The organism is Streptomyces sp. NPDC031265 (assembly GCF_055570295.1).
Genome location: NZ_JBVIHM010000014.1, coordinates 80,457 through 101,992, shown reverse-complemented (window position 1 = coordinate 101,992; position 21,536 = coordinate 80,457). Strand labels below are relative to the sequence as shown.

25 protein-coding genes and 2 pseudogenes are annotated in these 21,536 nt (G+C 69.4%); 12 read left to right on the top strand and 15 right to left on the bottom strand.

The genetic code is table 11. The features are described from left to right. Positions 1–33 precede the first annotated feature (33 nt). The 6 genes from ACZ499_RS22145 to ACZ499_RS22120 form a co-directional block, all read right to left on the bottom strand. Positions 34–861: an alpha/beta fold hydrolase gene (locus ACZ499_RS22145; protein ID WP_468677238.1), complete on the bottom strand. Its 828-nt coding sequence runs from the start codon at positions 859–861 to the stop codon at positions 34–36. Positions 862–918: 57 nt separating this feature from the next. Then, positions 919–2,346: a dihydrolipoyl dehydrogenase family protein gene (locus ACZ499_RS22140; RefSeq protein ID WP_468677237.1), complete on the bottom strand. Its 1,428-nt coding sequence runs from the start codon at positions 2,344–2,346 to the stop codon at positions 919–921. After that, positions 2,346–2,927, bottom strand: coding sequence for a Dps family protein (locus ACZ499_RS22135; RefSeq protein ID WP_468677236.1), 582 nt, complete (start codon positions 2,925–2,927; stop codon positions 2,346–2,348). The genes ACZ499_RS22140 and ACZ499_RS22135 overlap by 1 nt, the downstream gene beginning before the upstream one ends. A gap of 88 nt (positions 2,928–3,015) precedes the next feature. Continuing rightward, entirely contained in the window at positions 3,016–3,537 is a 522-nt protein-coding gene (locus tag ACZ499_RS22130; protein WP_468677234.1) for a DoxX family protein, read from the bottom strand. Between the two features lie 5 nt (positions 3,538–3,542). Further along, entirely contained in the window at positions 3,543–4,205 is a 663-nt protein-coding gene (locus ACZ499_RS22125) for a hydrolase (RefSeq protein WP_385820359.1), read from the bottom strand. A 233-nt stretch (positions 4,206–4,438) separates the two neighbouring features. Then, positions 4,439–4,879, bottom strand: coding sequence for a MarR family winged helix-turn-helix transcriptional regulator (locus ACZ499_RS22120; RefSeq protein WP_468677423.1), 441 nt, complete (start codon positions 4,877–4,879; stop codon positions 4,439–4,441). Positions 4,880–5,003: 124 nt separating this feature from the next. On the opposite strand from ACZ499_RS22120, the gene ACZ499_RS22115 reads away from it, so the two are divergent. Then, positions 5,004–5,840: an alpha/beta fold hydrolase gene (locus ACZ499_RS22115; protein WP_468677232.1), complete on the top strand. Its 837-nt coding sequence runs from the start codon at positions 5,004–5,006 to the stop codon at positions 5,838–5,840. A gap of 310 nt (positions 5,841–6,150) precedes the next feature. After that, a complete protein-coding gene (locus ACZ499_RS22110; RefSeq protein WP_468677229.1) occupies positions 6,151–6,789 on the top strand; it encodes a hypothetical protein in 639 nt (212 codons plus the stop codon). 75 nt (positions 6,790–6,864) lie between these two features. On the opposite strand, the gene ACZ499_RS22105 is transcribed toward ACZ499_RS22110, so the two are convergent. Continuing rightward, positions 6,865–7,023, bottom strand: coding sequence for a hypothetical protein (locus tag ACZ499_RS22105; RefSeq protein ID WP_468677226.1), 159 nt, complete (start codon positions 7,021–7,023; stop codon positions 6,865–6,867). A gap of 371 nt (positions 7,024–7,394) precedes the next feature. On the opposite strand from ACZ499_RS22105, the gene ACZ499_RS22100 reads away from it, so the two are divergent. From ACZ499_RS22100 to ACZ499_RS22090, 3 genes are all read left to right on the top strand, one after another. Then, complete coding sequence (locus ACZ499_RS22100) at positions 7,395–7,682, top strand: hypothetical protein (protein WP_468677224.1); 288 nt, start codon at positions 7,395–7,397, stop codon at positions 7,680–7,682. 79 nt (positions 7,683–7,761) lie between these two features. Then, on the top strand, positions 7,762–8,121 hold the full coding sequence (locus tag ACZ499_RS22095; RefSeq protein WP_468677222.1) for an ANTAR domain-containing protein: 360 nt from the start codon (positions 7,762–7,764) through the stop codon (positions 8,119–8,121). A gap of 178 nt (positions 8,122–8,299) precedes the next feature. Continuing rightward, a complete protein-coding gene (locus ACZ499_RS22090; protein ID WP_468677220.1) occupies positions 8,300–8,653 on the top strand; it encodes an ANTAR domain-containing protein in 354 nt (117 codons plus the stop codon). 156 nt (positions 8,654–8,809) lie between these two features. Here ACZ499_RS22090 and ACZ499_RS22085 read toward each other — a convergent pair whose 3' ends face one another. Continuing rightward, positions 8,810–9,412: a hypothetical protein gene (locus tag ACZ499_RS22085; RefSeq protein WP_468677218.1), complete on the bottom strand. Its 603-nt coding sequence runs from the start codon at positions 9,410–9,412 to the stop codon at positions 8,810–8,812. A gap of 473 nt (positions 9,413–9,885) precedes the next feature. On the opposite strand from ACZ499_RS22085, the pseudogene ACZ499_RS22080 reads away from it, so the two are divergent. Continuing rightward, positions 9,886–10,107: pseudogene (locus ACZ499_RS22080) on the top strand (DUF1206 domain-containing protein); the annotation flags it as partial. 221 nt (positions 10,108–10,328) lie between these two features. Here ACZ499_RS22080 and ACZ499_RS22075 read toward each other — a convergent pair. The 4 genes from ACZ499_RS22075 to ACZ499_RS22060 form a co-directional block, all read right to left on the bottom strand. Continuing rightward, complete coding sequence (locus ACZ499_RS22075) at positions 10,329–11,045, bottom strand: ANTAR domain-containing protein (protein WP_468677216.1); 717 nt, start codon at positions 11,043–11,045, stop codon at positions 10,329–10,331. An 86-nt stretch (positions 11,046–11,131) separates the two neighbouring features. Next, a complete protein-coding gene (locus tag ACZ499_RS22070; protein WP_468677214.1) occupies positions 11,132–11,890 on the bottom strand; it encodes a GAF and ANTAR domain-containing protein in 759 nt (252 codons plus the stop codon). Continuing rightward, complete coding sequence (locus tag ACZ499_RS22065) at positions 11,890–12,477, bottom strand: hypothetical protein (RefSeq protein WP_468677212.1); 588 nt, start codon at positions 12,475–12,477, stop codon at positions 11,890–11,892. Before ACZ499_RS22065 ends, ACZ499_RS22070 begins: the two co-directional genes overlap by 1 nt. Before the next feature lie 80 nt (positions 12,478–12,557). Next, on the bottom strand, positions 12,558–12,824 hold the full coding sequence (locus ACZ499_RS22060; protein ID WP_468677210.1) for an STAS domain-containing protein: 267 nt from the start codon (positions 12,822–12,824) through the stop codon (positions 12,558–12,560). Positions 12,825–13,656: 832 nt separating this feature from the next. Between ACZ499_RS22060 and ACZ499_RS22055 the strand changes: the two genes are divergently transcribed. The 4 genes and pseudogenes from ACZ499_RS22055 to ACZ499_RS22040 form a co-directional block, all read left to right on the top strand. Next, on the top strand, positions 13,657–13,827 hold the full coding sequence (locus ACZ499_RS22055) for a DUF5670 family protein (protein WP_468402724.1): 171 nt from the start codon (positions 13,657–13,659) through the stop codon (positions 13,825–13,827). A gap of 357 nt (positions 13,828–14,184) precedes the next feature. Further along, positions 14,185–14,808 (top strand): hypothetical protein, encoded by a 624-nt coding sequence (locus tag ACZ499_RS22050; protein WP_468677208.1) that lies wholly within the window; start codon positions 14,185–14,187, stop codon positions 14,806–14,808. Then, the gene (locus ACZ499_RS22045) at positions 14,808–15,233 is read left to right on the top strand and encodes a hypothetical protein (RefSeq protein ID WP_468677206.1); all 426 of its coding nucleotides are present in this window, start codon (positions 14,808–14,810) and stop codon (positions 15,231–15,233) included. Before ACZ499_RS22050 ends, ACZ499_RS22045 begins: the two co-directional genes overlap by 1 nt. Positions 15,234–15,530: 297 nt before the next feature. Continuing rightward, positions 15,531–16,096 (top strand): annotated as a pseudogene (locus ACZ499_RS22040) (DUF5753 domain-containing protein); the annotation flags it as partial. A 135-nt stretch (positions 16,097–16,231) separates the two neighbouring features. Here the strand turns inward: ACZ499_RS22040 and ACZ499_RS22035 are convergent. The 3 genes from ACZ499_RS22035 to ACZ499_RS22025 all read right to left on the bottom strand — a co-directional run bounded on the left by ACZ499_RS22035 (position 16,232) and on the right by ACZ499_RS22025 (position 19,548). After that, positions 16,232–17,254: an HTTM domain-containing protein gene (locus ACZ499_RS22035; RefSeq protein WP_468677421.1), complete on the bottom strand. Its 1,023-nt coding sequence runs from the start codon at positions 17,252–17,254 to the stop codon at positions 16,232–16,234. Positions 17,255–17,348: 94 nt separating this feature from the next. Then, on the bottom strand, positions 17,349–18,077 hold the full coding sequence (locus ACZ499_RS22030) for a DUF5819 family protein (protein ID WP_468677204.1): 729 nt from the start codon (positions 18,075–18,077) through the stop codon (positions 17,349–17,351). 124 nt (positions 18,078–18,201) lie between these two features. Then, positions 18,202–19,548, bottom strand: a complete 1,347-nt coding sequence (locus ACZ499_RS22025) for an ice-binding family protein (protein ID WP_468677202.1) — start codon at positions 19,546–19,548, stop codon at positions 18,202–18,204. Positions 19,549–20,131: 583 nt separating this feature from the next. Here ACZ499_RS22025 and ACZ499_RS22020 point away from each other — a divergent pair. Both ACZ499_RS22020 and ACZ499_RS22015 read left to right on the top strand, forming a co-directional pair. Next, entirely contained in the window at positions 20,132–20,644 is a 513-nt protein-coding gene (locus tag ACZ499_RS22020; protein ID WP_468677201.1) for a hypothetical protein, read from the top strand. A gap of 62 nt (positions 20,645–20,706) precedes the next feature. Then, on the top strand, positions 20,707–20,865 hold the full coding sequence (locus tag ACZ499_RS22015) for a hypothetical protein (RefSeq protein ID WP_468677199.1): 159 nt from the start codon (positions 20,707–20,709) through the stop codon (positions 20,863–20,865). Positions 20,866–21,536 lie beyond the last annotated feature (671 nt).

Below are 21,536 nucleotides of genomic sequence, written 5' to 3'. Positions count from 1 at the left end.
GTACGGGGGTGTACGGGGGTGTACGGGGGGTGGTCAGCGGGTGGTGCGCGCGGCGTCGAGGATCACGTCGGTGACCACGGCCGGGCGGGAGACGGGCACGGCGTGCGACGCGTCCACCTCGGTGGTGTGCGAGCCGGCGCGCCTGGCCATCCACCGCTCGGCCGCCGGCGGGATGTTCTTGTCGGCGGTGGCGATCAGCGCCCACGACGGGATCGTCTTCCAGGCCGCGTCCCGGGCCTTCTCCTCCAGCGCGAGGGTGGAGACCGGGCGCTGGGTCGCGGCCATGACCGCCGCGTCGGCAGCGGAGACGTCGGCGGCGAACTGGTGGCGGTACTTGGCCTGGTCGATGACGAGTTCGGTGCCGGTGCCGCCGCCGGACAGCGGGTACGGCCGAGGGTTGACCGCCCCGCCGAGGGTGGAGCCGGGGAACTTGGCGGCCAGCTGGGCCGCGCTCTCGCCCTTGTCCGGGGTGAACGCGGCGATGTAGACGAGGGCCTTCACACGGCTGTCGCCCGCGGCGGCACCGCTGATGACGGCGCCGCCGTACGAGTGGCCGACCAGGACGACAGGGCCGTCGACGGTGGCGAGCACGCTACGGAGGTAGGCGGTGTCGTCGGAGAGACCGCGCAGCGGGTTGGCGACGGCGACGACGGGGTAGCCGGCGCGGCGCAGCCGCCTGATCGTGCCGCTCCAGCTGGAGGAGTCGGCGAACGCCCCGTGGACCAGGACGACGGTGGGCTTGGGAGCGTGCCGGTCGGTGCCGGCGGCGGGCGAGCCGCTCGTGGGTGCGGCGCCGATCAGGGAGGCCAGCGCCGCGGGCAGGGCGAGGGCGAGCGCGAGGGTGCGCTTCGTGGGAGGCATCTGCGGTTCCTGTCGGGTGCTTGTGCGGGTGCATCGGATGGGCGGGCGGAGCGCGTCTCAGAGGCCGTACGCCTCCAGCAGCCGCAGCCAGACCTCACTCACCGTCGGGAAGGCGGGGACGGCGTGCCGCAGACGTTCGAGCGGGACTTCGCCCACGATGGCGACGGTCGCCGTGTGGATGAGCTCGGTCGCCATCGGGCCGGTGAGCGTGCAGCCGACGACGACTCCCCGGGTCTCGTCGACGACGAGCTTGGCGCGGCCGCGGAAGTCGTCCGCGTGGAGCGCGGCACCGGCGACGTCGTCGATGCGGTACTCCACCGCACGTACCGCGAGACCCGCTTCGCGCGCCGCGCGTTCGGTCAGACCGGCGCTCGCGACCTCGGGGTGGGTGAAGACGGCCTGCGGGAGGGCGAACTGGTCGGCCTCCGCGCTCCAGGCCTGTCGGCGGCCGGTATCGGCCGGGCGACCCGCGGCTCGCTCGGCGATCGCCGCGGCGCAGGCGCGGGCCTGGTATTTGGCCATGTGGGTCAGCGGCGCACGGTGGTTGACGTCGCCCACCGCGTAGAGCCAGTCGCCGTCGAGGGCGGTGACCCGGCAGGTGTCGTCGACCGGGAGCCAGTCACCGGCCGGCAGGCCGACGGTGTCCAGGCCGAGGTCCGCGGTGCGCGGGCGGCGGCCGACGGCGGCCAGCACCTCGTCGCAGACGAGGGTGGCGCCGTCGTCGGTCTCCACGGTCACGGTACGGGTGGTCTCGTCGCGGGCGACCCGGGTGGCCGAGACCCCGAAGCGGACCGTGACGCCGAGAGTGGTCAGACCCCGGGTGACCTCTTCGCCGGCACACGGCTCCCAGCCGGTCAACAGACCCCGGTCGCGGACGAGCAGGGTGACGGAGGAGCCGAGCGAGCGCCACGCGGTGGCCATCTCGCAGGCCACCACTCCCCCGCCGATGACGACGAGCCGCCCGGGCACCGCATCGGCCGTGGTGGCCTGCCGGTTGGTCCACACACCGATCCGGTCGAGCCCATCGACCGGCGGCAGCGCGGGTTCCGTCCCGGTGCTGAGCACGACCGCGAGCCGGGCCCGCAGAGTGCGGACCGTGCCGTCCGTCCCGGTCACGTCGACCCGGCGCACTCCGGCGAGCCTTCCGTGCCCTCGTACGAGGGGTATGCCGGCGCCGTTCAGCCAGTCGGCCTGGCCGCTGTCGTCACCGCGGCCGGTGAACCGGTCGCGGCGGGCCAGGACAAGTGCCGTGTCGAGTACGGCCGTTACCGCCTGCCGGGCCCCGTCCACGGACCGCGCGGCCTCCCGGGCCGCTCCGGGTCGCAGCAGGGCCTTGCTCGGGATGCATGCGCGGAAGGAGCACTCGCCGCCGACGGCCTCGGCCTCGACGACGACGGCGGTCAGTCCGGCCCGGACGATCCGGTCGGCGGCGACCTCGCCGCCCGGCCCACCGCCGACCACCACGACGTCGTACGTGTCCTCCATCAGACGCGCACCAGCGGGGTGTCCACGAGGTGCTCGGCCAGGAACCACACCTGCGCCTCGCCGGTGCGGATGACTTCGGACACGAGCAGGTCGGTGCTGCCCTCGTCGCCCTCCGCCGAGATCCTGGCGGCGGCGTCCCGTGCGTCGATCAGGATCCGCTCGTGGGCGTCGAGGAGCCGCGACAGCATGACGGGGACCTCCTCCACGCCGTCCGGCGGCCGCGGAACGGCCGTCAGCTCCGCGACGTGGCGCGGGTCCGAGACCGCGACGCCGCCGAGGCTCTGGATCCGCTCGGCCAGCGCGTCCACGACGGCCAGTTGGGCCTCCGCGTGCTTGTCCAGCATGAGGTGGAGCGAGTAGAAGGTCGCCCCGCGCATGAGCCAGTGGTGCTTCTTGTAGAGGGAGTACAGGATCTGGGTGTCGGCGAGTACGCGGTTCAGCCGCTGGCAGGCGTACATGCGGGTGTCGTGTCCGAGGCCGATCGGCAGCTGCTTGAGCGTGCCGAACGCCTGGGTCTCGGCGCCCTTCTGGTGCAGCAGCGGCTGGCCGCCGCCGTGCGGGGGTGCGGTGGTGGTTTCCATCAGGTGCTCCTGGTAGGAGAAGTGGGAGGGCCCGGCCGTCCGTTCGGGGGTGCGGAGCGGCCGGACCCGGTCTTTGGGGGGCGCGTGCTCAGTGCCCGGCGGTGGCCGCGGTGTGCGGAGCCGCCGGGGCCGGCCGGTGCAGTACGAGCCGGGTGAGCAGCCCGCTGCCGAGGCCGGCCACGAGCGCGAGGGCCGCCCACCACAGCGGGTACGGCGTGAGGCCGAGGACCGCGTCGAGGGACCAGCCACCGGGGCCGGTGGCGGCGAGAGCGGTGGCGGCGCCGATGAGGAAGAGCGGGTACTCGTATCCGTCGTGCTGCACCCAGAGGCCGTTGTGCCATTTCACGGTGAGCGCGACCGTCATGACCCCGATGGTCCCGGTTGCGGCGAGCGGGGTCAGGAAGCCCGCGGCGAGCAGCAGACCCGATCCGATCTGGCCACCGCCCGCCGCCAGGGCGGTGAGGACTCCGCCGCGGAAGCCGTCGTCGCGGAACTCCTCCGTGCCGCCCTCCAGCCCGCTGCCGCCCAGGTGCGAGCTCACCTTCTGCACGCCATGGGCGGCGACGAGCAGCCCCACCAGCAGACGCAGGATCAGAATTCCGGTGTCCAAGGCGGTCAGCCCGCCGCGTGCGCGCCGATGACGCTCTGCGCGTACACGACGCCCAGGCCGTAGGCGCCCGCGTGCGCCTTGACGATCTCCATGACCGCGCCGTACGTCTCCGTGCGCGCCCAGTCGCGCTGGAGCTCCAGCAGGACCTGCACCCAGGTCACGGGGACCGCCCCGGCGGCGATCATCCGCTGCAGCGCGTGCTCGTGGGCGGCCGGGCTGACGCCGCCGGAGGCGTCGGAGACGACGTACACCTCGTAACCCTGCTCCAGCGCGGACAACGCGGGCAGCACCAGGCAGACCTCGGTCCACAGACCCGACAGGATGATCTTCTTGCGCCCGGTCGCCTTGACGGCCGCCACCAGCGCCTCGTCCTCCCAGGCGTTCATCGTCGTGCGGTCGATGACCTCGTGCTCGGGAAACACCTCGGCGAGCTGCGGCAGCAGGGGCCCGGAGAACGACTCTGCGGCGACCGTGGTCAGGACAACCGGCACGTCGAACGCCTCGGCCGCCTTGGCGAGACCCACGGTGCTGTTGATGATCGCGGCGCGGTCGCCGCTGCCGGTGCCGAAGAACATCTGCGGCTGGTGGTCCACGAAGAGCATGACCGCGTTGTCGGGCGTGAGGAGGTCCGAACTCGGGGCGGCCTGCACCTTGGTGATGTCGAACATGAGGGGTCCTTTCGGGGCAGTCGATAGCGCGCCCGCCGCGTTCACGGACGGGCACACCCCGAAAGTAGGACCGGCACGACCGGTCGACTTTGCTCCCCGTGCCCAGGAGTCGGCACGACAGCGCACTACCCGCTCGGGACCGCACCCCCGGTCCGGCACGAGGTCGACCCCCGCTCAGCGCACCCGCCCGCGTGCCAGGCGTCGCGGGGCAGGCGGGAATTCGACGGCAGTCCCTAGCAGGGCGGCGATCCGGAGTTGGAGACGTCGACGTCGTCGAAGAGCTCCAGCATCCGGCCGAGGACCCTGACGCAGGCGGCGATGTCGGCATCGCTGAGGTCGCCGCCGGCCTGGCGCAGCAGGGCGTACTCACGAGCGGTCACGGCGGTGATCACCGCGTGGCCCTCGTCGGTCAGCCGGATCAGCGAGGAGCGTTGGTGCGCGGGGTTCGGAATGCTCTCGACGAGCTTCCTCCCGGCGGCGTCGTTGACCATCCGCTGCACGAACTGGCGGCTCAGTGACTGGGCCCGGCCCATCTGCGGCACGGTCATCGGGCCGTTCTCGCGCAGCAGGTCCAGCACGGCGCGCACGCCCACGGAGATGTCCTGGGCGGCGTCCAGCTCGATCCGGCGCTGTACGCGGCGGTAGAGCGGGCCGACGAGCGCGAAGACTTCCATGAGACGTCCCGGCAGTTCGTCGGGGGACAGGGGTACGGAGGTCGGCTCACTCACGGGACCACTCTCTCACATCACATGACAACTCGGTTGCCATCTCCGCTTCATTTGTGACACCTTGGTTGTCATGAACGAGATCGTGTTCGAGACCTTCCAGTCCACCGACGGCCTGCTCACCTACCGCGACGAGGGACCCCGTGACGGCGAGGTGCTGGTGCTCCTGCACAGCGGCTTCGCGGACAGCACCCAGTTCGACACCCTGATTCCGGGCCTCACCGCCCTCGGCCACCGGGTCATCGCCCCCGACGCCCGGGGCCACGGCCGTTCCGCCAACGCGAGCAAGCCGTTCCGGCAGGCCGACGACCTGGCGGACCTGCTGCGGCACCTGGGGCTGCGTCAGGTCGTACTCGTGGGCGTCTCGATGGGCGGGATGATCGGCGTGGACACGGCCGTCGAGCACCCCGACCTGGTGCGCGCCCTGGTCGTCAGCGGCCGCGGGCTGGGCGAGCCGGACCTGACCGACCCCTGGTCCGCCGCCGTCGCCGAGCGGCAGCACACGGCACTGGCCGGCGGAGATCTCCCGGGCTACCTGGACGGATTCGTCGAGTGGATCGCGGGGCCGCGGCGCAGCCTCGCAGAGATCGATCCGGCGATCGTGGCGCATGTCCGCGAGATGGCGATGCGCACCCTGATGAAGCACACCCCGGACGAGCCGGACCACCACGTTCCGGTCGAGGACCTGGCCTCCCGTGCCAAGGACATCGCCATCCCTGTCCTGGCCATCAACGGCGCCCTCGACGTGCCCGGTCTGCTCGACACCGTCGCGGCCCTGATGGACGCCGTCCCCCACGGTCGCAGCACGGAGCTGGACGGCGCCGGCCACTACACGACGATGGAGCGGCCGGAGGAATTCACCCGCGTCCTCGTGGACTTCCTGCGCGAGGTCCGCGGCCACGAGGGCTGAGCGTGTGGGAAACCTGGGGGTCCCTGTCTCGCTCCGCACCGCGATGAGCCGGGTGCGGGGCGAGGTCGGCACACCCGCCCCCGCGGCTTCAGCGGTACCGGCGGCAGTCCGGGGCAGCCGGCCGGTCCCCGTCGTAACCCTTCACCTCACCGAAGCGGCGAAACGATTCCGCGCACGACCGACCGGAGTCGGCCGACCAGTTGTCGGGTCGTGACCCGAACCGACGAAGGCTTGATGAGTCGAGTTGCCGGTCCCCGTGCTGAGTGAAACGCTGAGAACAGTATCCGAATGCCCGGATCGGAGGATTCCGATGCGCCTCGGACCGTTGAGCGGCCTGGTGGCCGTTGTTCTGATTGCCGTCGCTTTCGGTGTCGGTGGCGATACGCCGGATGTCGGGGATTCCGGGCCGCAGGTCAAGCTGTTCTTCCAGGAGCACGACACGCAGCAGGCGGTTTCCGTGTACCTGCTGGTCCTGGCGGGAGTCTTCCTGGTTTTCTTCGCCGGCAGTCTTCGCCACCACCTCGCCGAGCCCGACCGGCACGGCTGGCTGCCCCAAGTCGCCTTTGCCGGAGGGATATTGTCGGCCGGAGGTTTCTGGGTCGCATCGGGCGTGACGCTCGCTCTGATCGACGCAAGCGACGAACGGAGAGTCGGCGGTCCGGCCCTCCAGGCCATGAATGCCATCAGCAACGACCTCTTCATTCCCTTCGTCGGCGGAATCGGCATCATGATGCTCGCCGCCGGCCTGGGCACGGCGCGCAGCGGAACCCCCTTGCCGCGCTGGCTGGGCTGGGCCGGAATCGTGCTCGGTGTGCTGGTGTTCATCCCCTGGGTCGGCTTCTTCGCCTTCCTCGTGTCGGGGCTGTGGATCATCGCCGCCAGCGTGCTGCTCGCCCGGCGGCCGAATGTCCCGGCCGCCGCGAGCACCCCGAACGTGTCGACATCCTGACCCTCTCGCACCCAACGCCCTGGGCCCGCCCAGCCGGTGACCTCATGTGATCGCCGTGGCACGCGACGCTGGGGGTTACGAGTGCGCGGCCGGGGCCGCCGGGGTCAGCGGAGTCTCGGCAGGAGCTTCGGCCGACTCGGCCGGTGGCAGGAGGCGGTCCTCCCACCAGGCAAGGCCCATGACGGTGGCGAGCAGGACGAAGGGGGCCGAGGCCGGAACGATCAGCGCGTACATGCGTACCGCCTGTGGTCAGATGTGTGCGACGCGGCGGGCAGCAGATCGTTGCCCGCGTGGAACGCATCGAGGCCGCGCGGGACCTGGCGAGGGGCGGGAGCGGCCACGCTCGTGACGCGGCAAGTTCCGGCAGCGATGCGCACGGTGCGCCCCTGGAGAGCGCGAGGGCTGTTCGGCGCTGCCGGGGGCTGGGGCGGCACCGCGCACGCTAGCCCTCGCCGCGTTTCCTGACCAGAGGCCAAGTGGCCGTCTACCTCGTGCAGATATGCGGTGACGTCGCAAGCTATCCGGAACCTTTGGGCAGGACTACGCTGTTGGGTGAGGCCCCGGTCCCTGGCAGCGATGCCCATTCCGTTCCCGGGAGGCCCGCCGTGTCTGTCCTGCTGATCATCCTCCTCGTGGTCCTGTTCGGGCTCGGCTTCCTCAACCCCCTGTGGTGGGTGGCCGCAGCCGTGGTGATCTTCGGGCTCGTCCACTACGGCCGAGGCGGCACCGGGAGCTGGGAACGTGGGGGCGATTCCGGGTACGGGGAGTACCGGGACTACCGGGATCGCCAGGACCGCTGGGACCGCTGGGACCGCTGGGACCGCCGCTACCCACGCCGGCGCCGAGGGCGCTGGAGCCGCCAGGACCGCAGGGATCACGAACACCACGGGTGACCTGGGGACTGCCTGCCCGAACACTCCGGGGTGGCGTCAGCCGGGCCGGACACGAGGAACTCGGCGAGAGGTACCTGTCATGCAGCGGACGACCACGATCCAAGAGGAGCGGTGGAACCTGATGGCCGAGGCCACATGGGGAGGCGCATCCCCAGAGCAGGACGTCACCGCGCTGCGCACCGAGAACGATCGGCTGCGCCGGATGATGGCCGGCCGCGCGCTCGTCGACCAGGCATGCGGCATGGTGATGGTCCTGACCCCCTGCCGCCGCACGGCAGCGAGGGGTCTGCTGGTGGATGTTGCGCGGCAGTGCGATCTCAAGCTCCGAGAGGTCGCCACGGCCCTGGTAGCCACCACGGAGGACGAGCCGCTCCCCGTGCCGATGCACCGGGCGTTGCGCCGCGCCCTGCGGCGGCTCCATGCGGGCGACCGACGATGAGCAGTATTGCGACCGACGACGTCCTGCCGCCGAGGACGAAGAAGCGATCTTCGGGCACTACGGCTGCGCTACGAGCCCGGCACGGCCGGAGAGCGGCAACTCGCCTGCCGCTGACCGCTTGTGGTGCCCGGAGGGACGTAGGCCACGGCTCTCAACACTGCGCTGCGAGGTGGGCACCATGCATCAATCGATCACGCCCTATGACAAACAGCGGATGTGGACGGCCGCGGCTTCGGCACAGGACGCGGCTCTTGTGGCCGCGGTCCTCGAACTGCGTGCCGAGAACGATCAGTTGAACAGATGCCTGTCGAGCCGTGCGGTGATCGACCAGGCGCGCGGCATGGTGATGGCGCTGGCGCCGTGTTCCAGTGAGAGGGCCTGGGGTCTGCTGGTGGATGTGTCGCAGCGTTGCAACGTCAAGCTCCGGGACGTGGCTGCGGCCCTGGTCGCCACGGCACAGGGCGAGTCGCTCCCGGCGCCGATGCAACGCGAACTGCGCCACGCGCTGAGGCGCCTCCACGACCGGCGGTGACGACTCGTGTGGTGCGGGCGGCACCGGAGCGGTGAACTCGGCTCTCTGGTGCCTTCGTCCGGGCCGACCTCGGACGCCCCTGCCGGGTAACCCGCCGTGCGGATCCGGAACAGGTGCCGGAAGCTTCTCCCTACGCTCCGCTTCCGGCGGGCACGGCTATTCGGGCCGCTGGGTCCGGGCATTATGAGCCAGGCCGTCGGGATGCTCTCTCGTACGCTCTCCCAGCCGAAGGACAAGTACACGTAACGCTGTTGGGCCGGGCGGCTGCCGGTGGACCTGTCCGACCTCCTGCCAACCCCAGGCTGCGAACGCGGCAAACGCCGAGTGATCGGACTGATCGGCCAGGGTGACGCCGAGCGACGCCTGATGGTGGGCGAGCAGGCGCTCCTGAAGGCGGCGGGCGAGCCCGCGCGCGTGCTCATGCGGATGGACGACGGTTTCGGTGATCGCGAAGACATGTCCGGACGCGGTGAGCTGCTCAAGGTTCTGGGGCAGGGGGCCGTCGAACCCCTGCCACCAGGAACCGTCACGCGCCAGGGGAACTCCGTACACACAGCCGGCCAGCGCTTCGGCCTCGGCGACCAGCATGTCGAATCCCGGCTGTTGTACGCCATCCGCCAGGCGGTGCAGGAACTCCTGTCGGCCGTGGAACTCCTCACCGGATGGAGCCGTGGAGGATTCGACGTACAGGTCCGCGAGGTCTTCGCGCAGGTCCTCGGCCTGCCAGCGGTTCAGCCGGCGCAGGCGCACGGCGTCCATGGCGGACGGCTGGGAATTGTCAGGTTCGTGCGGGTGCTGCGGAGTACGCATGGGGCGCCTCGGTTCAGGAGACCGGCAGACGTGCAGGACGGGCATGGTGCCCAACTGACAGTGCGCCGCCGGGGTCTGGGGCGTCTCCCCGCAGCATAGCCCCGGATCGGCACCGCGGTGCCGTCCGCTGATGGCACTGGTGATGGCACTGGATCAATGTCGCTCAGGCAGACAGACGGTGAGCGTCCGGGCCCTCTTGTCGAGGACAAGGGTGTCGGCGGCGGGGCTGACTTCGCCGTCGCGGGTGTAGTCGCCTGCCTTTCCCACGCCGTCGATCCGCAGGCGGACGGCGGTGGTCTCCTGGTAGATGCGGGAGCGGGCGAGAGTGCCGTGAGGAAGGCCGCGACGAGGCGGATGCGGGCGAAGGGGTGCTTTCCGTCGACCATGCGGACATCCAGCAGCCCGTCGTCCAGGGTGTGGCGATAGGAGGGGGCGTGGCACGCGGCCTGGTGTTCGCCGCGGCCGGCGTCTTCATCCTGATCGCGGCCATCCGCTTCGACGCACAAGAGGCCAGAGGCATGGACGCCACGCTCCGCAGCTTCACGCACACCCCGGCGGGCCCGTGGCTCCTGGTCGCCGTCGCGGTCGGCCTGATCCTCTTCGGAGTCTTCTCGTTCGCCTCCGCGCGCTGGCGCCGCCTGTGAACAAGGACCGCAACGACCACCAAGGTCCATGACCGGCCCGCTGGGGCTCCTTCGGGAGGGCCGGACCCGGACCCCCGCTCCCAGCTCCCGGCTCCCGGCTCAGAGGCCCGCCCGCGCCTGGAGTAACCATGCGGGGCAGTTCGGTCAAGGATGCGTCGATCAGAGCCGCCGGCTCAGAACGCCGGCGGCCCAGTCACAGGCGACAATCCTCGCGGTACGGGTCAGGACGCCAGACCGGCGAGGGGCTCGGTGTCGTCGACGAAGGCGCGGGCCACGTCGGACAGACGGCGATTGTGGGAGCGGGCGTAGACGCGCAGGGCGGTGAACGCCTGTTCCATGTCGATGCCCTGGCGCTCGGCGAGTTTGCCCTTGGCCTGCTCGATCAGGACGCGGCTGTTCAGCGCCGTCTGCAACTGCTCGTTGAGGACCGTGGTGCGCTGGGTAGTGCGCTGCTGCAGGAGGCTGATGGTGGCGACGTCAGCCAGGGCCTGGGCGATGGGCGTGCCGAGTGGGTCGAAGGGGCCGGGAGCGGAGCGGAAGAGATTCAGTGCGCCGACGACCTCGTCGCGCAACCGCATCGGCAGGGCCTGGACCGCGCCGAAACCGCGAAGCCCGGCCTGCGCGGCGAAGCGCGGCCAGCGGGCGGTCTCCGTGCGCAGGTCGGGAACAGTCACCGGCTGACCGGTGCGGAAGCACTCCAAGCAGGGGCCTTCGTCGTTCTGGAGCTGGAAGAGCTCCAACAGGCGCACCTGTTCGTTGGAGGCCGCCATCACACGAAGTTCGCCGTCGCGGTCCGCGAGCAGCACGCCGACGGCGCTCGCACCGAGCATCCCCACGCAGCGATCGGTCAGCAGACGCAGGAAGTCGATCAAGTCGAAGTCGGCGACCAGATTGTCCGCCAGCTCGACGAAGGTCTTGGCCAGGAGTCGCTCGTCCATCATCTACACCCTCTATGGAGACTAGCCCTGCCGGAATCGGGCGGGAACCTCGGCGCATGGTGCGTTCACTGGACCGAGCGAGGACGTCATGTGTCCTCGTCGCTCTGGGTCGGCTCCGCGTGGGGGGAGAAGCGGAGCCGGCCGGCCACCACGTCAGCGGCCACGACGGTGAGCCGACGCCCGTGGGCATAGGCGTGGGCGCGCAGCCGGACGAAGGCCTCTTCGATACCGACACCCAGCTGGACGGTGAGCATGCCGGTGGCCTGGGATATCTCCGCCCGGTACCCGCCCAGATCCTCGACGTGTCCGCTCGGCGCACCGTCGCCGGGTGGTGCGCCCGTCTCGTCGATCCGGGCGTCGAGCAAGACCAGAGTCGCGAGATCAGCGAAAGCCAACGCGTCGGCCAGCTCCTCCGTGTCCAACCGGACCGGGACCTGGGCGTACAGGTCCAGAACCCCGGGTCTGATCGCCCCTATCTGCAAGGGGAGCGCGAAGACCGCGAGCGCCCCGGCCTCCATGGCCGCACCGGCGAACACGGGCCAGCAGTCCTGCAGTTCGCCGGTCCGCAGGTCGGATATCAGGACGGCCGCACCGTGCGTGAAGGCATCTACACACGGCCCTTCGCCCAGAGCGAGCTGCAGTTCTTCCAGCTGCTCACTGATGTCATCGGTACTGCACAGCGGATGGCCCACCGCCGTCCGGTACATCGCCGAAACCCCGGCCCCACCGACCGGCAGAGAGGCCACCGCCGCTGTACACACGTCCACCACCCCGGCCCGGGCACCACGTCGGGCCGCCTGCTCGGCGACCAGCACGCGGATCCGGGACGACCGGCTGTTCGGCATCACCCGGTCCACCGCGTCCAGGATTGCGGAGCGAGTCCCTCCAGTATCGGCACGGTCCGTTCTCCGAGGGGAAGTACCAGCACGCGGAACATCGTGTGGTCGGTCGGCCTCCAGATCTCCCCGATGTCCTGCCACCCCCAGGCCCGGAAGGCAGTGAGGGCCGGATGATCGGCCTGATCCACCAAGGTGGCGCCGAGCGACGCGTGCTGGTCGTCCAGCAAGCGCTCCTGCAGACGCCGGCCCAGGGTCTGGTTCTGAGGGTGCGGGCGGACCAGGATGTGGGTGATGGCGAAGACCCTGTCGGATTCGGTGAGTTGCTCGAAGCTGCGGAGCAGCTCACCGTCGAAACCCAGCCACCGGAAGCCGTCGCCGCGCACCGCGAAGCCGAAGGCGCATCCCACCAGCCCGTCCGTCTCCGCGATCACCATGGCGAACCCCGGCCGGCGGATGTCACCGGTGAGACGGTTCAGGAAGTCCTCTCGACTGCGACTGCGACTGCGGTAGTCCTCGCCCGGCTCCGTTTCACAGGACTCCACGTACAGATCCGCCAGATCCTGGCGCAGGTCCTCCACCAGCCAGCGGTTCACCCGGCGCAGGGGCACCGCGCTTGGGGTGAACGACTCGTCGAGTGCGGACTTCAGTGACTGCCCCCACCAGGGCCGAACCCTCACAGCACACCGCCCGGGACAGCGGGAGCGAGCCGATGCGATGTCGCGAAGCACGCCACGGGGGCGATGAAGGCGTTGAGGCCGCTGCAGTCGCAGAAGGTGGCAGGGGGGAGATCGATGTCGATGGTGCGTACGCCGTCCCGGAGGGACCATTCCAGCGCCGCACGCATCAGCGGCGCCGTCTCCAGATCGATCTCACCGGCCAGGGTGAGCAGAGCACTGGTCTTTCCGGCGTGCCGGTGGACGTTCGACTGCGGTTGGGGCATGACGCCTCGGTTCCAGAGGCCCGCCGGGCAGGGCCACGGAGAGGAGCTTGACTCCCGGCTCCTCTCGGGGCGTTCCCGGCAGGGACATACATGGGGCGGAGGCAGGCGAACAGGCGGGCCAACAATCTGACCACCAGGGCAGGGGAACCGCCCAGTTCCTCCAAGGGATGCGCCGGGCGACCGGACGAAGTGGTCCGCTCCCCGCAGCCATCTGTGTCGAGCAACAACAGGTCCGCCGGGGTCCAGGGCGTCCGCACCTCAGGATAGCCCCCATTCCGCACCAGAAGGCGGCCGGAGGTGACCATTCTCAGGGGCTGGACGCCCGGCCGGTGTTCGGCGGCATCTGGTGTGCATATCCGTTGCGCCACAAGGTACTTTCGGCACGACGCCGAAGACCGGAGCCAGGGAGCTGGCGGCGACGCAGCACCGCCATCTGTCGTGTTCCCCGCCAAGCTGCGATCAGGCACCGGAATCCAGAAGAACATCCTTCGATCATGCAGAGCATCCCGATGGGTGGGAACGGCTTGATCGGACTTCCTCGTCGAGTGTTCGCATGGTGATGGGCCTGTCCTGGTGGGAGGATCACGTACGGCCACCAGCACCACTGGACGATGTGGCCGCCGAGCCGTCACGAGCACCCGCATTCTCCGCGCCCGTTCGCGAACGCACCAGCATTCCACTCGCGTTGACAGGGCCGGTCATGCGGAGTTGACTGGCAGGCACGGCGTTGGGCTATGCCGCTTGGAACTTCCGGGCGACGCGCCCCCGTTCTGTTTCGCCTGGACCTCGCGGAGAACAGGGCTTGCGGCCCTGTAACTGCTGGAGGCCCGACGTGATCGTTCTCATTCTCCTTCTCCTGCTCGTCCTGCTGCTGCTCGGGGTCGGCTTCACCATGCACCTCCTCTGGATCGTCGCGGCCGTCCTGCTGGTCTTCTGGATCCTCGGCTTCTCCCGCCACCACCGCAACGGCGGCGGACGCCGATACGCCTGGAACCGCCGGTAGTCGGACGGGGCGGCGCCCCGCACCCTCCCTCCGCGGAAGCACCGGGCCGTCCCGGGCACCGGGAGATCCCACCACACCGCGGGATGGAGAACCTCATGAGCCTTGGCGAACAGCTCGGCCACAGACGGTGAGTCCCCTCAATCCGGCGGCTGGCAGGAGACGTCAAGACCGCCTGGTCACCGGGAGGCTGAAGCGATCCGCGAGCGGGCCAAGGGCACTTTCAAACCCACGACCGCCCCGGGCGGTGCCCACCTGGGGTGGGCGCCGTCCGGCCGGCACGGATACAAGCGCCGGTCGGCAGGAGCTGACGCACATGCAGCAGATCGGCTTACGAGCCGGAAGTCAGAGAGGAACGTCATGTCGATGTTCGCCATCGTGGTGATCGCCGTGGTGGTCGTGATCGCGGCCGCAGTTCTCTTCATCGGGCTCGGCCAGCGCGGTGGCAACCGTGGGCTGAAGCGGCGCTTCGGCCCCGAGTACGACCACGCCCTGGCCGGCCACAACGGCGACACCAAAGCCGCCGACCAAGAACTCGGCGAGCGCGTGCGGCGGTACGGATCCCTCAAGGGGCGGCCCTTGTCGCCCCAGGATCGCGAGCAGTACGTCGCTCAATGGGCCGGGATCCAGGAGCAGTTCGTCGACTCGCCGCACAAGGCGGTTACCGAGGCCGACGCGCTCCTGGCCCGGCTGGCCCAGGACCGGGGATTCCCGAGCGGTGAGCAGTTCGACGAGCAGTTGGCCGCGCTTTCCGTCCACCACGCAGGCCAGGTCCACGGCTACCGCGGCGTCCATGCTGCGGTCCGCGGCCAGAGCGGCACCGAAGAGATGCGCGAGGCCATGGTCGAGGCCCGCGGCCTGTTCGCCGCACTGGCCACCGAAGAGCCGAGCGACTCGGACCGACACCGTTCACAGCCCCCCGATGACCACGGCCGGGCACCCACCGCACATGGCCGGCACCACACGAAGGGAAGTGGCACGTAATGCTGTACGACTCCGAACGCGCGAGGCAGCCCGAGGCCCGGACCCCGGATCTCGCCAAGCGGCGCGCACCGCAGGCAGCGGGACCGGAATCGACCCGGGCTCCGCGCGAAGTGTTCACCGGTTCCGCCGACCCCGACCGTACCCAGGTCTCGGAACACCAGCTGCTGCCCACGGGCGAACGGGACAAGCTGGCCGTCCGCCTCCAGCAGGCCATCAGCAACTTCGTCGACAGCCCGCGCCACGCCGTGGAGGAAGCCGACGGCACCTTCGACCAGATGGTCACCCTCCTGACGAACGCCCTCGCCGAACGCCGGCGCACCCTCCGCGCGAACTGGCAGAGCCAGGACACCCAAGCCGAGACCGAGGAACTACGCGTCGCCCTACAGGAGTACCGGGAGACCGCAGAGCGACTGCTGGCGATCTGAGCAATCGCGACCATCCATCCCTGAACTGCTGCTGCGGACCACCGGCCCACAGCAGCACGCGTCCGGCCGCCACGCCTCCCAGCGGATCGGTGACCAGCCGAACAACCGGCGGCCGCGACGCACCGGCCAGACGGCCTCCTCGCCCCGGGCCGAAGAGAGCACCGACCGGCCGTGGACCTTCGCGGGGCCAGAGCGCCGGACAGCCGGGTGCACGTCAGGGTGGGGCGAAGCCGGCACCTTTGAACAGGACCACGTTGCCGGGTGGAGCTCGTGAACTTCTCCGGCGGTTCCTGCCGCCTGGAGACGGACGCCGCCTGCCTCCATACCTTCGAGCCCATGGTGATCCCCGGGCTGCTGCAGACTCCCGCCTACGCCCACGCGGTCATCGAGGAAACGACCCCCCGATCACTGCCGAACAGTCCGCCACGCGCCTCAAGGTGCGGTTGCGCCGTCGGCACCGGATCTACGACCCGGCCCGGCCGTTGCGTCTGTGGGTCGTCCTGGACGAATCGGTACTGCGCCGCGTCGTCGGCGGTCCCGACATCATGCGCGAGCAACTGGAGCACCTGAACGCACTCGGCGCCGAGCCGCACATCACCGTGCAGGCACTTCCCCACGCGGTGGGCGCCCACCCTGGCCTGTCAGGACAGTTCTCCATCCTGCAGTTCGCCGACAGCCCCGACGCGGGAGTGGTGCACCTGGAGCGGTTCACCAACGACCTCTACCTGGAGAAACGATCCGACATGCAGCACTTCGGCATGCTGTACGACCACCTCCAGGCCCAGGCTCTCAGCCCCGACGGCACCCGCGACCTCATCGCCGACGCCACCAAGACATACATCGACGCGGCGAGCCGCCCCTGAGAGGTCGCTCTCTCCCTCTGTACGGAACGTGCGTTCGGCCGTGCACCCAGGGGCAGCGCCGTGAAGTCCCTGGCGCAGGGCGGGCGGCGGACCACGTCCGCCTGTGTCTGCGAAATGGCCAAGACGGGCACGGCCTCAGCCGCCCGGTTCGCTCTGCGCAGGTACCAGTGCACGGGGTGTCCGGGGCGCGTCCGCCGTTCCTCCGGAACCCGCTCCCCGAGCGGTACGTCGCCACAGCCGACCCGGAGCCCGGTAGAAGCGGTCCGGCAGGAACACGGCGTCGGCGATGATCATCGCACCGGAGAAGAGGGGCAGCCCCATGAGTACCGCGATGCCCAGGTGCATGCCCAACAGCATGGTCAGGGCCGGGTACTTGAGCCGCCCGAACAGGACGAACGGGAAGGCGACCTGCAACAGCACCGTCAGGTAGCAGACGATGGCGATCAGTACGTCGTGCTCGTCCGCCATGAGGGAGAGTCCGGGCCATGGCCGGAACAGATCGAGGTTCAGGACGTAGTGGAGGGCGGTCCCGTTGCCCCAGGATCCGCCCTGCACCTTGTACAGGCCCGCGGACCCGTAGAGGAAACAGACCTGGGCCGCGATGACGAACATCCCGCAGTTGTGCAGCACGGCGGTCAGGGTCCGCCGGGAAGCGCGGAGGTGATGCCGTAGCCCATCCGCCGTCCGGTCCACCGACGGGCACGCCGTAGCACCCGCGCATGCCCGGAGCCGGGTTCTGCGTGCGTCCAGGGACCAGCGGCGGCCGCATGCGGTGAGGACGAGGTAGAGGGCCATGAGGAGGATGAGGTTGTCTCCTCCATCGGTCATGAAGATCGCCCTGCTGTGGAACGACGCGACCACGACCGCGAACAGCACGGACACCGCCCTGGTCCGCCAGCCGAGGGCGAACAGTACCGATGCGCCGACGGCCAGTGCGTAACAGGCTTCGAAGTAGGCGCGGTTGTCGGACAGGGTGAGGATGCTGATCCATCCGGTCTGGTCGAACAGTTCACTCGCCAGTTCCGGTGTCCAGGGTGATCCCGGACCCCAGATCTCGTCGCGGTGCGGAAACTCGCGCAGCAGGAAGACGAGGTAGACAGACCCGTATCCGATGCGCAGGACCGCGGCGGCGTACAGGGAGACCGGCCGCTCGGTCAGGACGTCGAGGGCCGCACGGACACGGTCGGTTACGCGGTGCGGCGCGCCCGCCCCCGGCCTCTCGGCGGCAGGGGGCTGCGATGCTGGCAGCTGCTCAGTTTCCACGGGAGTCCACCTCAACCTTCCACCACGGCAGATACCGCGTATCGGCCGTCCTCGGTGCGACCGCGGCCGCGTCCGCGCCGCCCGCCGGGGCCGGCGCGGCGATGGGCACGGTGACCACCCGTAGCTGGATGGCCTCGAAGCTCCCGCGACGGTGGGCAGCGACGCGATCCGACGCGATGTTGGTCAGGTACCGCTGAGTCATCAGCGCCCGCTGTGAGCGCGGCTGGTCGTCGACAACGTGGTTTTCGAGGTAGGAACTCCAGGCCCGCCGCAGCATGTTCTGCGCCGTGTGACTCGGGAAGGGGTTGTGCTCCACCGCGGAATTGTCCACGGCGGTCAGATCGAACCAGCCGCTCACCCGCACGGTTCCGTCGGGGGCGGTGTGCAGGGTCCTCGCCGAGATCTGCCGGTTGACGGACTCCGGATCCGGGGCGAATAGTCGCCAGTTCTGCTCGAACAGCGGGAAGACCCATGCGTTGACTTGCCGGCTGTACCGCTGGGAGAGCGGGTTCGGGGGCGCCACATGCAGAAAAACCAGGAGCACATGGACCAGGGCCGTCGCCAGGCAGAGGAACACGGCAGTACTCGTTACAGCTTGCAGGAAGCCCGGCGGAGGCTCCGATTGTTCCGCGGGCCTTTCTGCGGATTGTGACGCGGATTGTTGTAGGAATTCATCCCTAGATTCGTCCACATCCGTCGATGCAGTGCCATCCAGCACAGCCCCTCCCGCCTTTCGATCCCGGCTTCTCTCACTGCTCTCCTGAGCTTTCGGCGGCGCCGCGCGACGGAATCGACAACGATCCGCCGCGCGCCGCCCGTCCCCTCAAGGACGCATGCACGACTCAGTGACGAACGCTGCCGTAGCCGTCGTCTTTGCCGGGCTTGTTGCCGTACCCGCCGTAACCGCCGTGCTTTGCGGGCTTCCCACCGTGATCGTGGTGACCCGGCTTCTCCGGCTTCCCGTAGTGGCCTCCGGGCTTCTCCGGCTGCCCGTAGTGGCCTCCCGGCTTCTCCGGCTGCCCGTAGTGGCCTCCCGGCTTCTCCGGCTTCCCGTAGTGGCCTCCGGGCTTGCCCGGCTGCCCGTGATGGTGGTGGTGGTCGTGCCAGGGCCCGCCGGTCGCGCCGCCGTGGACGCCGCCCGTGGTGGGACCCGGGGTCCCGCCCGCTGTAGCGCCCGCGATGAGGCCGCCGGGCACTCCGCCCATGGTGCCGCCTGTCGTCAGGACGCCGCCCAGGAGACCACCCAGGATGCCACCGGTTGCGCCGCCCGTCGGCACCCCGGCGATGACTCCGACCGTGGAGGCGCCCGTGCCACCGGACGTGGCGCCGGCGACAATACCGCCGGTGACCAGACCGCCGGTGATCAGACCGCCGGTGATCAGACCGCCCGTGGCCCCGGTCCCGCACGGCCCCTGGAAGATCCTGTTGCTGTCCAGCGTCACGGCGCCGTCACCGCGCAGGCCCGCATCGGCCAGCAGCCGGCCGTTGATGATCGCCCCCGTGGTCGCGGTGATCGAGGTGTCGGCCATGATGGTGCCCACGAACGTGGAGTTGGTACCGAGCGTGGCCGAGCTGCCGACCTGCCAGTACACATTGCACGGCGAGGCGCCATTGATGAGGCTCACCGAGCTGGCGGATGCCGTCGTCAGCGTCGAACCGATCTGGAACACCCAGACGGCACTGGGGTTGCCCTGGGCGTCCAGCGTGAGCGTGCCGGTGATCCCGGCGGAGCTGTTCGCCTTGTAGAGGCCCGGCGTCAGCTTCTGGCCACCGAACTCGTGGGGAGCGTCGTTGTAGACCGCGTCCTTCAGAGGCTGTCCGGCGGCCTGGTTGTACGCCGTATTCAGGTCGATCTTGGCTTGGCCCGCGACGGCATCGGCAGAGTGCAGCACCCCGGGTGCGGTCACGATGCCGGGCCCTCCGTCGGACGTCTGGAACCCGGTGATGGCCGTCCCGGGGCTTACGCCGACGTGGAGACCGTTGACCACCGTGGGACCGGTGTTGGTGACCGTGGCGCCGGCCAGTACCCCGAAAGCGGCTGCCGTGCCCAGAGGCACAGGGATGGCAACGGCGCTTGCGCGTGTCGGCGTCATCGCGAGGACGACAGCGGCCATCGCCACGGCCGTAACCGCCGCGATCCACACCGACAATGTGCGCCGTGGAGGCGCGTCAGTAATATTCAGCGTCATCGAGGGGCCAACTCCTTTGAGAGGATTATCTTGGCGATTCCCGGCCGTGCAGAATTCGATTCTGCGCCTGGAATATTACGCAGGAAGGTGCTCCGATTACGGCTTATCTGAGCGGTTTCGCTGGAATGGAAGAATTCGGCGCTTGATCTACCCAAATGATTAATGGGCTGAATGGCGCTGCCGTTTATCCGGCTCGATGACGGACGAGCCGTTCACGATTCCCTGAGCAGGCCGGCCCAACAGGCGGACGCCGGTCACCGCAGTCCCCCCCGTCTGATCAAGGAGCATTTTCCAAGCTGATGGCGGTGGCCGCGAGTTGGACATGTCTGCACAACGATGAAGCTCCTGGTAGTCGGGGTCTCGACCGAGATCACCCGTGCCGCCGGGAGCTTCCGCGCTTGTCGACCCGTCGTCCATGGGTCTGTCCAGTCGCACCCTGCGGTAGGAGCCAGAGCATCATGACGACCACCACCGCACCCGGCACCCTTGAGCGCGACTTCCGCGCCCTGGTCTACATCGGCCGTCAGTAGCAGCAGGCCCGTCCTAGGATGCTGGGCAGGATCAGCTGACTGCGAGGACACGCATGGACGCGATGATCCAGCACCAGGAGTTATCGGTGTACGTGGAGCACTTCGCTATCTGCCTCGAAGACCGCGACACGAGTTGGATGCCCCACCCCTTCCCTGACGGGTACGACCCCGGCGTGTTCCTGAAGCCGTTTCCGGGGCGTCTGGACATCCGCAGTGCCGGGCACACGCACACGGCCCACTTCAACGTGGAGGTGTGGGACGGGCCGCCCTCCGAGCCCGAGGGCGCATGGGATGAACGCGGTACCGCATCGCTGCGCTGTGTCTCAGGCCGGCTTCGCCTGCACGGGACGAGCGGCGGGCCGGCCACCGATGACGTACACCTTCCGCAGGCTCCGGCCACCTGGGAGGTGCGTCTGCTGTGCACTGGCCGGGCTGAGGTAGCCGCAGAGACACTGCACCGTGCCGCCCACAACATCGAGCGGTATACCGCCCAGTTCTGGCCCGCCATAGAGCCGCACGGGGCCGGTAGGCTGCGGCGCACCGGCCCCGGCGATCAACAGTGCTGATCAGTGCGTGATCTCCACCCCTGCCCCGCGGAGGCGTGACGGTCTGGCTGAAGGTGCCGTTGTTGCGCAGGGCCAGCCACAGCTTGGTGACCGGCAACTGTGTGCCGCCCCAGCTGTACTGGACGTTGGAGGGCCAGCTCTTGGCGATCGTCGCCGAGCTTTCGATGCCGGTGGTCGTGATCCCCGTCTGTCCGGTGGAGAGCATGTCGGTGAACTGGTAGGTGAGCTGGACGTCCCGGCTGACGGACGGGACCGTCGCGATCACGAGGACGTTGAAGTGGCTTTCCCCGACCGGCTTGCCGCCCTGAAGCCAGGTCTGGTTGAACGACGCGCCCGAGCAGACGGCGTAGCGGGACTTGACGAAGAACTTGTTCGTCTTGCCCAACCCCGCTATGCACTCCGCCGCAGCCATCGTGCGCGGCGGATCGGCCACGGACGCCGCCCCCGCCGCTTCCGGCCTCTTCACCGGTGCAGGGTGCCCGGACTCGCGCGTCGCACGCGGGCAAAGGAGGCTGCGGGTCCCACCGGCCCTGGCGGCGCCCTTTCCAGCAGACCGTAGCCGAGTACCTGCAATGGGTCATCGGCGGTTCCATAAGCCCGCCTTGGGCCTACCTAAACAGATTCCCCAGGAATGTGATCTTGGGTGATAGCGTCGACACGCTGTGCAATTGCACACAAGTGGAGCTACTCATTCCATGATAACGATCTTTCTAAGTAGCGTCTCTCGGGTTTGTCATCCATTGGAATGGACCTTTAGTGCTCGGGCAGTCAAACCCCGTACAGCGAACGGGACTTGATGACTGCGCCGATTGTTCCCGCGCATTGTCCTGAAGCGCACGCTCCCATTCCCCGCACAAAGCAGCCCTGTCAGTCCGTGCATCCGTTCTGGCAC